Raw genomic sequence first — 13580 nt, 5'->3', positions numbered from 1 at the left:
CCCCAAGTTCAGAAACCATAATTCACACCAATATTATTCGTGAGTTACATGTTCAAGCCGATTCAAAAACCTGACAAGCCGAAGATCCTCTCGTACTTCAAGCAAATGGATACCCGTATCCCCTGTAGCAAATGCAATATCGCCATGTGGCTGATGAAGAAATGCTTTGAGCAGATTAGAGATCAGCTTGCCATGGGATACAATCGCAATTCGTTTATAGTCCTGATAATCATGTAGAATCTCCCGAAGGATGCGTTCTGCTCTATAGCGAATATCAAGGACAGATTCTCCGTCCTGTATCGGAATATGTACCGGCCTGCCGCCTTTAGGCAACGGATACTTAATCGCTGCTTCTGTCCTCGGCATGCCCGCTAAAACCCCATTATTGAATTCCCTCAACTCATCGTAGAACCGTAGTTCACATCCGATTGCCTCCTGCAAAATGCCGGCCGTCCCACTTGCCCGCTTTAATGTGCTCGATAAGATCATCTCGGGAGGATATTCTTTTGCAACAAAATCAGCCATCCTCCTTGCTTGCTCCTCGCCAACCTCCGTCAATGGGAAGTCCGCTCTTCCTTCATGAACCTCCAAGATGTCCGCCTCTGATTGGCCGTGTCTAATAATGAGTATTTCCAATTCGATCGCCTCACTTTTAGTGCTTTCCTGCATCAATTTTACCATAAACCCCCACATCAGATGGGGTAATCTTCAAATTAATCACTCGACTCGCATGCTTTTCGACAACCTTTCCCGTTCCTTATCATTTTATTGAATTTGCGATTTGTAGTAATACTTCCTTGGTTACGATGTCCGAGTTTCTTTTATCGATAGACAAGATATATTGCCATCCATCTTTTTCGAAAACTAAGAGATTAAAACCTAAGAATACTGTAGTGGTGTAAATTGATTCATTCCCATCTTCCAATATATTTTTTTGTTCGATTTGTTCTTCTCTAAATTCCAATCCGTATTCGATTGGTTGAATTAGAATTGAATAATGATTTCGGGGTAACTCTTTGTTAATAAAAAATATTTCAAGCTGATCATTTTCATTTCCATTTAAGTCACTCAATCTTCCCAAACTATGAGTAAAAGGGATTGGAGGCAATTGTGTTGGCAGTGCAATAGTACGTTTGAAATGAGCTTAACTCTCTTGTAATGTCTTATAAATTTCTTGATAACCACCATCACGGTAAATTTTCTCGAAAGAATCACTATCTGCACTGACATCTTCTATAGCGACAAACCAAAATAAGTAAATCGTCATAATAACAAATACATTTCTCATGAAAATTTCTCACTCCTTTTTTTTAGTATCCGCAAAAACTAACCTTTTAACAGAGGTATTTTAACACCATTACACAATAAAAAAACTGCCATAATAGGCAGCCGAATCTTCACTAAACCCCGTTAGCTTAGTATCTATTTACTCTCAACTTCATCTGGATACACATACATATCAACCTCTATGGTTGTATTCCAAGTAGCTTTGTTATATCGTCTGGATTGAAAATACCACCTTCATAAGCAACTATGCCTCTATGGTTTAATTCCCCTTTATTCCCAATTCCAAAATGAGTATAACTATTTGTTTTATCCATTTTTCACCAATTAATTTCATCCTCTTATTGAACTAACCTGCACCGTTAGTTCATTGTGCCCTCAAGCAGCTCAAAGGCACCCGTTAGCCATCCATGCAGCAAAAAACGCTGCACCACAGAGGATGAAAATTGTTTCAGAACGGGTATAGATTTGTATGGCTGGCGATGAAGGTCGATCAACTATGGTGCCATTGAGCCCATCCGTTAGTCTGACTCCAACGACCACGGTGCATCACAGACTGTCGCACTCTATACGAGTAGCACTCATGGGAGATTAATCCTACTCTGGTTATTGCACCAGCCTTGCCTTTATTCTGAGAAGAATGGAGTTGGCTCCTGATTTATCTTCCAACTCAATAAACACAATCTGAAGGCTCAGCCTTTTTTAAAAAAAGCTTTTTCTGGGTCTCTTTTGTTATGCGATTTTATAGATTTTGAGCATTTTTTACTTTTCATGGGAGTTGATCAAGATAAAAGAGCTGTCTAACCAGTTCAACGAACATTAAGTAAAGCACACGTTCGTTAGTTTAAGAAGAACAGAGACGATTATTAAACAATCGTGCCTGTTAATGCAAAAAATTAACCCATCCACATCCCCCAAACAAAAAATGAGAACAAAGAGATTGGAAGTCCTATAAGGGCACAGATAATAATACACACAATAAGATATTCCTTTTTTAGTTTCAGGAATTTAAATACCAAAAAAGGAGTAACTATATACAATCCAATACTAAGGAAAGTTACTATAGTTATAACCGTTGTTAATTCAATTGTCGGGTTACGGTTATTCAAATAATAAGATATATCTTGACCGTATATACCTAAAATTGTTGCAAATATAAGACTGGTGATTGCACCGATAATCACCAAGGAATTACAAACCACTACCTTCATATCCCCATCCCCCTCTTGAAAGCACTCCCAACAATATGGTCCCGATTTTTGAACACAAGTTAAACTACACTCTTCAACTAACCTGCCGCGTTAGTTCAATAAATAGAAAATCGGCAATGATTCAACCAATGGAAATGCGAAGAAAAAAACCGAATAATCGGGTGAGAGAATTTTATGATGAAATTGACAAGATCCTTGAAAACATACAGTCGAACGATGGGTTTAACAAAATGGATAAACTCGTGCTTAAGAAGATATTGAATGACTCAAAGCTTGCATTTCAATTTGGTCATATCGCGGAGCGCGAAAGTAATAAAAATCGGTATAGAGAATATTTGATGAGCAATGGGACAAGCGGCAATCGGTTCGTCAATCTACTTTTGGATTACCCCAAATTAGGTAAGTACTTTGGTGGATAGTTGAATTTGGTCATAATTGTGAAGTTGGCAGTAGTGAATGGAAAATATGGTACACTATGTAGGGTAACAAGAAGTAGAAAGGAAGATTTTTATGAATCACTCGGTTGAATCGAACAAGCCATTTAAAAAACGTAATTATAAACCCGCCATTATTATTCTTTCAGTTATCTTAATAGGCGTGATCGGTTTATTATCCGGAAAACGAACTACTGAAGATTTTGATGCATTTGATGTTACTATCCTGCCAATGATGAATGCCATTTTCAATAGCTTCACTTTCATTTTCTTGGTAGCCGCTTTGATAGCCATTAAGAAAAAGAATATAAATGCACACCGGAAATTCATCTATGCTGCATTCTGCACGACAGCATTGTTTCTCGTCACATACGTGACCTATCATTATTTAGCAGTCTCTACACCATTCGGCGGAGAAGGACTCATTGCTGGAATTTATTATTTTGTTCTGATCACCCATATTATTCTCGCAGCAGCTATCGTACCCCTTGCATTGACAAGCGTGGCGAGAGCTTGGAATCGGGAATACGATCGACATCGTCAAATCGTTCGATGGACAATGCCGTTATGGTTGTATGTAAGTTTTACAGGAGTTCTTGTCTATATTTTGATCTCGCCATATTATTAAAGTCTAAAGGCCGTCCCTTTGAAAGGGACAGCCTTTATTTAATGACTGGTTATGTTAATGTAGGGAGAAAGTGCAATTAACCTAAAATGGGGAAAGGAAGCGCCCCTTAGGATTGCACAGGAAAAATTAAAAAAAGATGGCAATCGCCACCCCCTTTAATTATTTTGTGCCACAATCGCGCCCGTTGCGGAAGTTCATTAGCATACGTCTTAAAAAATAACGCACCTGTTAGCTCAATATCATTTAAATTAATTAAATGTTTTCTCTAATAGAATGCTTTTAAAGGATGATGGCAATTCAATAAAGTTATCATTACCTAAATCCGCCATATTTCCACCCTCATAATAATCAAATTGAAGCAATATGAGACCGTCTGAACGCCTAATTATTAATTTCATTTCCCTCTTAATAGCACTATTGTTGAATTCATTTCGGGCGACCTTTGCATTCTCTAAGCCATCCTTCAACACTCTGAAAATATTTTTTATTTCCTTATTATTGCTGCTTTCATTTCCAATATTCCAACCATTTTTATCGTCCCAATAAAGATATTCTATTTTTGAAGGATAGGTATAATCAGACCAATTATTATAAGTTATTGCGTTGGAACGAAATAATATTGGATTGAACATAAACTTTTGGTTGACTATGACCAATATTATAACCAAACCAACCGCAACACCAATGATTATTCCAAGTCTTTTCATAAGTTCCCCCCCAAAGTTCTTCTTCAACTAACAAGCCTTGTTCAATGTTCCCTCAACAATCCGCCCCGATTATGGCCCAGCGTTTATTCAACAAATGCGCCCGATTGAGGCATATTTATTTTGGCGTCACTTCAAGAAAATATTGCTCAATCTCTTTGGGTAACTCCTCAACAGCCAAAACCTTCAATCTTTTAGTTCCTGGTGTAGTCAAAACCAGATATGTTTTTTGGTTATATTCAAACAGACTAAACTGACTTATTCTATTGGGCGAATTCTTCAAGTCACTAATGAAATCGAAATCCTCTTTCTTAAAATTAGACTCATACCCCTTCAACATTACCTTTTGGGCTTCATCGAAATCATCCGAAAATGAAATGGTTTGATATAATTCAAGAGAATCTTTTGGTGTGAAAAAGAAAGTATAATATATTGCCACACCAACAATTACGACCGACAGAACGGCAAAAGACATCCATCCTTTTAAGTTTCTATTAATTGTCGTCACTCCCTCTATAATCTGTTAAATGGCTCCTTTTACGGTAAACAGTTATGCGACAACTGTGCCCTATTACAGAACAAGCAAGTTACAAATCGTGTCTGCCTTTCGTATTATCCTTCTTCTTTTTATCACCAAAGTATTTCCACAGGTGGTATGTAGACCAGAATAAAACTCCACTTATAATTATTGTAAATGGTGCAACGTAAGGTTTTTCAAGAATATAATTTGGGGTAAAAACAGCGCATACGGAAAGCGTGCGCCGGAACGAAAGGCAACAGTTTGTATGCAGCATTCGGGCACGATTGCTTGAATGTCATTTGGTATTTTCAGTCAACTTTTTCAACAGCTCTATCACCTGTTCATTTTGATTAATCATTCGCCTAAGTTGAGCCTCAAATGACATGAGGAAAATTATTATTATTATAAAACCTATTAGAAACCCCAATACAATGCCCCCTCTATTTCCACCCAATAGCTTGATTCAGAAATAAAATTTATTCAGTAACTGCGCCTGATTGTTGCTTTGCATTCTTTATACTTTTTATCGTTCTTACGTATCCAAGTATCAGCAAGAGAATGGCTGTATATATTATCATACCGCCCATAGTGAATAGTGCTGATGATTTGTAACTAATCGATGGATTGCCGCTATGCGCATTATAATGCCATTCTGCACCAGCAAACACTGACTGGATACTGAATAATGCAACTCCAAACAATGCTAAAGCCAATGCGGCCTTTTTTTGAAAGACCATTTTAGCTAAGTTGTCTTTAAAAACAAATGGAAAGGTTGATTGTTCTTTATGCACTTTTTTACTTTCCCTCTTAGCAGATGGAACTAAAAAGAAAATAAGCATTCCACTGTAAATCAGTAACAGGATAATAACTTCAGAATTACTCATCACAAAAAACCTCCTTTTCCCTTTATTATAGACGTTTTTAGCTTGTAATTAGATTCATCAATCCGCTTCGTTTGTGGCACAGCCCTACTTCAACAATTGCCGTCGTTTCGGAACATGAACTCAACTATTTTTTCCCTTCTTCTTCAAATCATCTACATATTGCATGCCTTCCAGCATTGAAAGCCCTAAAGTTTTTCGTGCTATTTTTTCCGCCTTGATAGCCTCTCCCTGGCTAATTAATTTCCTTAATTCATCATTTATCGGGTTTTCCGGGACACCATATTGTTTAGACAACTGATCAAGGATGTGTTTTATCCCTGTGACACGGCGATTGATTTTCCAAACGATGACCATTATCCAAAGAATAGCGATGAAAAATAGTATCTCCATCACGTTAATTTCCATTTCATATCCCCTTTTCCCATTTTTTCTTTCTCATGCAGCTAAGCGTCAATATAAGCATGGTGGTATAGAAGACGGAACGCCTAAAACCCTTGGTATCTATTTAAATAACGGGTGTAGCTTTAATTCTTTTAAATCCCCAACTACACAGCCCAAAAATCAGTCCCGATGTTAGGAAAAAAGAGTGAAACAACATTGCTTCCGGGGAAAACGGGTTCATGCTTCCAAAAGATAATGTTACGAATAATGTTGGTATAAAAAATACAAGAATACATCCAGCAGGATAGAGTAATCCTTTTATTTTTTTGCACTTTTTATCAATAAAATAGGTAATTCCTAAATAAATTGGAGTTGCCAGTAAAAAGAATGCAATCCCACCCCAAAGTAATACAGCTTTCATGTCACCACCGCTCAATGATTGCTCCCAAACAATTTTTAATGTCAGGATATAAGCGAAAAAACCTCCGATAAAAGACAATAATGGGGTGATTACATATAAGTAAAAATTCACCATTCTACCCTCCCTTTTAAATGCAAGGTGTATATACAACTTCAATACTTAACCTTTAATTTCCTTCTTGATTTTCATTCTTTTAGCTTTTTGGGGCGCCAACCTTAAACTTTACAACTCCCGTAATGTTCTTTAAGATATTCATCTGAATATCTAAGTATCTCTAAATTATACTAACCCGGTCTAACGATAAAACACAGAACGCCTAAAACCCTTGAATTTTTTTGGGTTTTAGGCGTTTTTTAGTTGGTGCGAATGAAACGGGAAGGTGCAATTAACCTAATTCAACAGTGAAATAGCTATATAAAAAACAAAAAAAAAGCTGAAGCTCAATGAATCTTTAGCTCTTCAACCAGTTCTTAAAATGGCTCTAAATTATTTATCTGTTTTATTTATGATTTACTCGATTTTAAGAACAACCTTCCCCTTTGTCCTTCCACTTTCAACGTGCCTATGAGCCTCTACAATTTCATTTAAGGGAAAGCACTTTTCAATAACAGGTCTCACTATTTCTTTTTCCATAAGCACTCTTAATATGTCCAAATCACTGTCATTTGGTTTTGCAAGATGAATCTTAGGCTTCTTACTACCTATGAAAGAGCCTATCATCAATTGAATTGGATGATACTTGGGGTAGAGTGCGTGTTCTGTTATATAAATCCCGTTTTCGGTAAGAGAACGTAAACAACTGAAAAAGGTCCTCTTTCCGACAGCATCCAGTATAACGTCATATTTTTTTCCGTTGTGAGCGAAATCTTCTTGGGTATAATCAATTACATGATGAGCACCTAGATTTTTAACCCACTCCACGTTCGAGGTACTACAAACTGCGGTTACTTCAGCTCCTAAATACACAGCAAGCTGAACAGCAAAGTGCCCCACTCCGCCCGATGCACCATAGATTAAAACCGTATCGCCTGCTTTTATATTCCCTACATCTCGCAATGCTTGTAGGGCAGTCTGTGCAGCACATGGTATTGCAGCGGCCTCTTCAAAAGTTAAGTTATTTGGCATAATGGTTAGTACATTTTGTCTTGGGCAGACATATTCAGCATGGGAGCCGACACAACTTCCAAAAACATGATCGCCAATCTTAAATTTTTGTACATTTCTTCCTACGGCTTCAACTATACCCGAAACGTCTATTCCTAAAACTTGCACTTTTGGCTTTGTAAGACCATTTTCTAATCTGGTAGGAAAATAACCTTTTCGAAATAGATGATCATATTGATTTACTGAGGCGGAGACCACTTTAATTAATACCCTATCTTCATCCTTGATGAATGGCTTATCAACATCCCCAATCTCCATTACTTCAGGGGAACCATAGGTTTTATAAATTGCTGCTTTCAACTGTTTAGCCTCCTACGTATTTATCAAATTATTAGATATCTTTAAGCCTAACAATAAAATTGAACCCGCCTTATAAGGTGTTTACTGGATTTATAACTTTTAGTTTCTATAAAAAAACACTTCTTCCAGAGGCATGTCAAAGAAGTGTGCAATGCGAAAAGCCAGCTCTAAAGATGGGGAATAGTTACCCTTCTCAAGAGCAGCAATAGTTTGCCTCGTTACACCTACCTTGTCAGCTAATTGCTGCTGGGTCATTTCATCATGGTTAAATCGTAATTTTCTAATGTGGTTGCCGACAAGACTTTTACGCATATTAGACTCCTTTCCTATAATGGTAAAGTTTCGTAACCGAGCCAGTCACATCGGACATAAATCCAGAAGTGATTAGAATAATGAACATCATTTGTGAAGGCTGAAAGATGATGAGAGATCCCATTGCAAGAAGAAACCCTAGGATAAAAACAAAAAATGAATTTCTTGTTGCTCTCAAATTAATAATGTTATCCAGTTCATCCTCAAATGTTGGTTCCTTTTCGCCTGTCGTAATTCTATACACGATGTTAAAAACGATATTGATGATAATGTGGGCAATTATTGAAACTAAAATTAAGGTAAAGACAAAAGACCCCCAAAAACGATAGGTTTCTAGTGATTCCAGTCCATTTCCGGGAATTTGTGGATACATATACAAGCAAAAAGATCCAAAAATAACTATTACGCTAACCAAAGACACGATGCTTTTTTTCTCTTGATAAGTCATAGTCTCCCCCCTTCATGTAAAATAATATATGCATAATGTAATACATTATATACACCATGTTAAGTTTATGTTACATCACTTTTCGTACCGCTTTACTGTTTGAATCTCAACTTCTTATTCCACTAACCTGCCCCTTTTGCTGAATAAGAAAAGGGTGCTTAATCTTTAGTAAAACACCCGTTCGTACCATAAGGTCAGCCAGATATTTCTGGTTGACCATTTTTTATATGGTTTTATGATTATTGTAGCCTGGGTAGGACGTAAGCAATCGTGGGTGATAGAACCCGTCAACTAAACCGTCCGCCCCCTACTTGTAGAAGCATGATTAAGGCTGGTTGGGACGTAGATTTCGTATAACAAGCGAAGCTATGACACTACAAGGAGGATTAGGGGTTACCGGCAAACTATACGTGGAGGAGATGTAGAATGAATCCTGTTATTGGCCTAGATATAGCCAAAGGAGAAAGTTAGGTTCAAGCATACTTAGACAGAAGAGAACCTTACAAAAGCAGCTTCAAGGTGGCACACAAATTAGATGGATTGAAGTGTTTACATGATTTTCTCTTGGAGGTAGAAAGGGTCTCTGGTGTCCGACCACAGGCCGTATTGGAAGCTACAGGGCATTATCATACACCGATAGTTCAGTATTACGAGGAGAGAAACTACTTAATTATTATTGTTAACCCTCTCATTTCATATCGGGCAAAGAGTTCCAGTTTACGCAAGGTGAAAACAGATATAATTGATGCCCATCACCTCTGTGAGCTGTACTACAAAGAGGAATTAGTGCCCTATAAGAAACGTGGAATCCAACTGTTAGATCTCCGGAATCTTACAAGGCAACACGAAAACCTGACGAATATATACGTACAGACAAAACTACAATTCCAAGCGATTCTGGATCAGGTTTCCCCCGAATATCGTGGTGTGTTTGGGGATTTATACTCAGCTGTCTCCTTATTGACCTTAGTGGAATTCCCCACATCTAACGATGTATTAACAGCTGAAGAACAAGAGATATCTAATAAGATTCATGAACTTTGTAAGAGCCGTTCATATAGCTGGGCGGAAGCGAGATCACAGAAGTTAATTGATGCTGCTAAACGTAATCCGTTTCAAAACAACCTTTATCAGAGCCATATTCTAACCATGGAAATGTATATAAAAGTGTTGTTGGAATACCAAAAGCACCTATCCAGCTTGGAAAAAGAGATAGATGTTTCGGCAAAAGAAATTGAAGAATATAAGATTATCCAATCAATTCCGGGTATCGGAGAAAAGATCGCTGCAACGATTATTTCCGAAATCGGTGAGATTGATCGGTTTAATCATCCGAAGAAACTGGTTGCGTTCGCTGGAATAGATCCGAGTATCTTTGAATCCGGCAGATTCAAAGGAACCGTAAACAGGATCACCAAAAGAGGATCAAGTAGACTAAGACATGCCCTATTCATGGCCGTCAAATGTGCAATCCGGGACAGTCGCAAAATGAAAACTACTGATGAAGTTATCCCGCGCAACAAGAAAATGCGAGCATTCTACGATAAGAAACGTGAAGAAGGAAAACCCTATAAAGTAGCTGTCATTGCCTGTGCAAATAAGCTTTTACATTGGATTTATGCCCTGTTAAGAACCAATTCTGCTTTTGTAGATAACGCATAAGAACCGATAACCAAATATAACAAAACCTTCCAACAGACTAAGAGGAAGGTTATTTGTTATACCCTTTTTTAAGTATAACAAGAAGTATTTCATGTTTCATTAAAAAATGTTGACAAACTATTAGCTGGTTTAGTTCAACAAGCATTATTTCTTTTTAGAAGATTTATACCCAATAATAATAATAACAGCAACAATTACGGCGAACCATATATACCAATCCATTTGATTTCCTCCTTAACTGACGAAACATCAATATGATAAATTGTTAAATAGCAGCGACATTTTGGAAAACAGCCATATACTAAGAGTTATGCTCTTTACACCAAAATATTCCATATTCCATTAACCTGCTACGTTAGCACAATAAGTTCTACAAAAAAAGCGTTACTCCTTCTTGGAGCAACGCCCCTATTAGTTTAAGTGCATTTCTTCGCAAACTTTATTTATTAAGGCTTTGTTAATGTTCTAAGGGAATGAAAATAGCTTCAATCAATACAATGACCTCAATCCATCTTATTTCTTAGATAGTCCACAAATGTGATTTTCCCCATTTTTTGATTATCATTGGTGTTTTTACCATCCACAAATGATTTGTAAAGTACCCCTGGTATAGAAAAGCTAAGCACTTTATTCGTTTCATTATTAATCTTGATTTTCAGTTCAGCCATTTCTCTTAATGTCATTATGTCTGGTCCACCAAAATCATTAGTTCTTCCTTGGGGATCTTTATCCACTAAACCAATTAAATGATTGGCAAAATCACTTACATCGACACTTTGAAATTTAATGTTTCCAGGGACAATATATCTTTTAAAGTGAGGTTTTGATAAAAATAATTTTTCAACAAAGTTGTGGAACTGAGTTGCACGTACAATTGTATAAGGAATAGAACTATTCCTTAACAAATCTTCAGCTTCATATTTCAACTTATAATATTTCAATGGTATTCCATCTATGCCGACAATTGATGGATAAATAAAATGTTTTATGTATTGCATCTTTCTTAAAAACCCTTCAAAACCTGAAACCTCAACGATTTTTGAATCTTTAACCGGACTTGTTGCTGCGTGAATAATTACATCTACTCCTTTTACTGCTTCTTCTATACCTTCACCAGATAATAAGTCACTATAAACCCACTCGAAAGGTCCTGTATTTTCAGGTTTACTTCTCGAAGTTATTTTGACTTTATACTCAGGGCTTGTTAGTTGTTTTAGTAAAGCTGAACCTAGTAGTCCTGTTGAACCTGTCACCAATACCTTCAATTGCATCCACCTTTATCTTTAAATTCACCTTATATAGTTATATTCACAGGTTATTGACTTTATTCAACTAAACTGCCTCGTTAGTTGAACAAGAAAAAAGATGACTCTAAGCAGATCAATGATCTTTCAGAAAAGCACCAGATAGAGTAGTGTCACCATTCAACTATTACATTATTTTTTCCATCAAGAATCTTATAGTGAAAGCTTTTCGCTTGTTCATAAATACCATCTGGTAATTTCTCATATACAATATTGTCTGTTATTTTAACTTTTGATCTGTATATTTCATTATCCTCATCATCTTTCAATACATAGCTAACCGTTGTTGCATTGGGGTAGTTAAACACTCCTCCCCATAAAGCTATAATCGAACTGTGTCCAACAGGGGTTAATTTAATAATTTTAAATTGATTTGTTATATTAACGTTTTGAGCAAATTCCCCTCCTGCATTGTATATATACCTTGAATCTTCCTTAGTAAAAGTATTTAGGCTTAACATTGGTTGGCCCGAATAATCCTCATTCAAGAAAAGAACAACTTTATCTATATCATCTTGAAACAAGATTTCAACATTGATTCTTCCATCTTTATCAATTGCGTCCGAAAGTGAAGCAGAAGAACATCCTGCCAATACGAACAATAATAAAATTAACAACAAATATAAAAACCTCATGAACTCCCCCCAATGCTCTCTTTAGAATCATTTATTATAAACAACACACTTGAAGCAAACTGCCCCCATTAGTTCAAGAAAAAAAGTGCCATTCTAATTTATTAGAAACGCACTCCTTCCGCACAATAATTTACATATATTAACTTATTCAACACATTCGCAAAAAAACCTTCTACATTAACTAAACTGCTTCTTTAGTTGAACAAGAAAAAAGTGTCGTTTAAGCAGCCCAATGATCTTCAAGTAAAGCACCCGTTAGCTTGATAAGAAGCGTCTCACGAATTATATCCAAAAGAAATTACGAAAATTAATGCTACTAAAGACAAACCAAGTATGAGTGTACATAAAACAATAATTACTCCAACTAAACTTTTGGGTATGTTCGAACGATTTTTCCAAGTAGCAAACATTAAAATTAGACTCGCAAGTATAATTAACGTAAAAATCGAAAGAAGCATATAACGTTCTTTAACCAAGACCCACAGGTCCATTCTGTTCACCTCTTATCAACGTCTTTACTCAATCTCGGACCAAATTATTGAAAACAAGATCACAACACTCTTCAAGTAAAGCACCCGTTAGTTGAAGAAGAGTTACGCTTCCGAAGTAATAGGATGCTTTACGTATTTTGGAAAATAATTGTTACCACTAGTTTTTACAAATAATGTTCCATCACCTTTTATAAGATTACTTTCAAATATTAAGCCTTTATAATCTGGGGTGTAGTGAAAAACTATCTTTTTGCTTCCCTCCCCTAAAATCTCTATTAGAATATTATTAATATCTTTTTTTTGCTTACTGATAATATCAAAAATATCAATTTGGTTTTCTTCTTCTTTAAATATTATAATTACATCTTCGGATCCAAGGTAATAAATATCATTACAAAAAACGTTTAGACAATAATACATTAATATTCCTTGGGAATTTCCAGTTGAAAACCGATCAGAAACAGGTACTCTCTCTTTTGCAAATTCAAAAATAAAATTAATGTCATCTACATTTGTTATGTTCAGCTTACGAGGTTTGTTTTTTGATTTTTGATTCGACGAAAAATTAATAGAAAATTGATATTCATCCACTATTTCAAAGCCAAACTTCGGATAAAAATCTAACACACTGTCATTTGCAAAAAGATACATGAAATCGTACGTATGTTCATATTCCTCTAAAACCTTATTCATTAGACTTTTAGAAAGCCCCCTGTTTCGATAATCAGGATGGGTCATCACTGTTCCAACTTGTAACGCACGTTTTTGCTCCCCTTCAATAATTAAGTCAATAATAT

At 36.2% G+C, this 13580-nt stretch carries 17 protein-coding genes and 1 pseudogene; 3 read left to right on the top strand and 15 right to left on the bottom strand.

Features of this window, described 5'->3' with window-relative positions; all coding sequences use genetic code 11:
- Window positions 1-33: 33 nt before the first annotated feature.
- The 4 genes from ACFPZG_RS04615 to ACFPZG_RS04600 form a co-directional block, all read right to left on the bottom strand.
- Complete coding sequence (locus tag ACFPZG_RS04615; protein WP_283732080.1) at window positions 34-681, bottom strand: histidine phosphatase family protein; 648 nt, start codon at window positions 679-681, stop codon at window positions 34-36.
- 79 nt (window positions 682-760) lie between these two features.
- Complete coding sequence (locus tag ACFPZG_RS04610; RefSeq protein ID WP_381426420.1) at window positions 761-1081, bottom strand: hypothetical protein; 321 nt, start codon at window positions 1079-1081, stop codon at window positions 761-763.
- 63 nt (window positions 1082-1144) lie between these two features.
- Window positions 1145-1288 carry a hypothetical protein gene (locus ACFPZG_RS04605; protein ID WP_283732082.1) on the bottom strand — a complete coding sequence of 48 codons (144 nt, stop codon included), beginning with the start codon at window positions 1286-1288 and terminating at the stop codon, window positions 1145-1147.
- 892 nt (window positions 1289-2180) lie between these two features.
- Complete coding sequence (locus ACFPZG_RS04600; RefSeq protein ID WP_283732083.1) at window positions 2181-2495, bottom strand: hypothetical protein; 315 nt, start codon at window positions 2493-2495, stop codon at window positions 2181-2183.
- A gap of 116 nt (window positions 2496-2611) precedes the next feature.
- On the opposite strand from ACFPZG_RS04600, the gene ACFPZG_RS04595 reads away from it, so the two are divergent.
- On the top strand, window positions 2612-2914 hold the full coding sequence (locus ACFPZG_RS04595; protein WP_283732084.1) for a hypothetical protein: 303 nt from the start codon (window positions 2612-2614) through the stop codon (window positions 2912-2914).
- A 91-nt stretch (window positions 2915-3005) separates the two neighbouring features.
- Window positions 3006-3557: a DUF420 domain-containing protein gene (locus tag ACFPZG_RS04590; RefSeq protein ID WP_283732085.1), complete on the top strand. Its 552-nt coding sequence runs from the start codon at window positions 3006-3008 to the stop codon at window positions 3555-3557.
- A 248-nt stretch (window positions 3558-3805) separates the two neighbouring features.
- On the opposite strand, the gene ACFPZG_RS04585 is transcribed toward ACFPZG_RS04590, so the two are convergent.
- From ACFPZG_RS04585 to ACFPZG_RS04550, 8 genes are all read right to left on the bottom strand, one after another.
- Window positions 3806-4264: a hypothetical protein gene (locus ACFPZG_RS04585; RefSeq protein ID WP_283732086.1), complete on the bottom strand. Its 459-nt coding sequence runs from the start codon at window positions 4262-4264 to the stop codon at window positions 3806-3808.
- 115 nt (window positions 4265-4379) lie between these two features.
- Window positions 4380-4769 (bottom strand): hypothetical protein, encoded by a 390-nt coding sequence (locus ACFPZG_RS04580; protein WP_283732087.1) that lies wholly within the window; start codon window positions 4767-4769, stop codon window positions 4380-4382.
- A gap of 488 nt (window positions 4770-5257) precedes the next feature.
- Entirely contained in the window at window positions 5258-5665 is a 408-nt protein-coding gene (locus ACFPZG_RS04575; RefSeq protein ID WP_283732088.1) for a hypothetical protein, read from the bottom strand.
- A gap of 120 nt (window positions 5666-5785) precedes the next feature.
- The gene (locus ACFPZG_RS04570) at window positions 5786-6070 is read right to left on the bottom strand and encodes a hypothetical protein (RefSeq protein ID WP_283732089.1); all 285 of its coding nucleotides are present in this window, start codon (window positions 6068-6070) and stop codon (window positions 5786-5788) included.
- A gap of 100 nt (window positions 6071-6170) precedes the next feature.
- Window positions 6171-6578, bottom strand: coding sequence for a hypothetical protein (locus tag ACFPZG_RS04565; protein WP_317940709.1), 408 nt, complete (start codon window positions 6576-6578; stop codon window positions 6171-6173).
- 399 nt (window positions 6579-6977) lie between these two features.
- Window positions 6978-7931 (bottom strand): NAD(P)-dependent alcohol dehydrogenase, encoded by a 954-nt coding sequence (locus tag ACFPZG_RS04560; RefSeq protein ID WP_283732091.1) that lies wholly within the window; start codon window positions 7929-7931, stop codon window positions 6978-6980.
- Window positions 7932-8030: 99 nt separating this feature from the next.
- The gene (locus ACFPZG_RS04555; RefSeq protein ID WP_283732092.1) at window positions 8031-8243 is read right to left on the bottom strand and encodes a helix-turn-helix transcriptional regulator; all 213 of its coding nucleotides are present in this window, start codon (window positions 8241-8243) and stop codon (window positions 8031-8033) included.
- 1 nt (window position 8244) lies between these two features.
- Entirely contained in the window at window positions 8245-8691 is a 447-nt protein-coding gene (locus tag ACFPZG_RS04550) for a hypothetical protein (protein ID WP_283732093.1), read from the bottom strand.
- Between the two features lie 426 nt (window positions 8692-9117).
- Here ACFPZG_RS04550 and ACFPZG_RS04545 point away from each other — a divergent pair.
- A pseudogene (locus tag ACFPZG_RS04545) lies at window positions 9118-10353 on the top strand (IS110 family RNA-guided transposase).
- Window positions 10354-10856: 503 nt separating this feature from the next.
- Here the strand turns inward: ACFPZG_RS04545 and ACFPZG_RS04540 are convergent.
- The 3 genes from ACFPZG_RS04540 to ACFPZG_RS04530 all read right to left on the bottom strand — a co-directional run.
- Window positions 10857-11624 (bottom strand): SDR family oxidoreductase, encoded by a 768-nt coding sequence (locus ACFPZG_RS04540; protein WP_381426419.1) that lies wholly within the window; start codon window positions 11622-11624, stop codon window positions 10857-10859.
- Between the two features lie 146 nt (window positions 11625-11770).
- Window positions 11771-12292, bottom strand: coding sequence for a hypothetical protein (locus tag ACFPZG_RS04535; RefSeq protein WP_283732095.1), 522 nt, complete (start codon window positions 12290-12292; stop codon window positions 11771-11773).
- 593 nt (window positions 12293-12885) lie between these two features.
- Window positions 12886-13580, bottom strand: a 695-nt coding sequence (locus tag ACFPZG_RS04530; protein WP_381426418.1) for a GNAT family N-acetyltransferase, incomplete at its 5' end; no start/stop codon positions are given.

The sequence above is a fragment of the Sporosarcina thermotolerans genome (genome assembly GCF_042658975.1).
Classification (GTDB): Bacteria; Bacillota; Bacilli; order Bacillales_A; family Planococcaceae; genus Sporosarcina; species Sporosarcina thermotolerans.
This window is presented reverse-complemented; position numbering and strand designations above follow the sequence as displayed.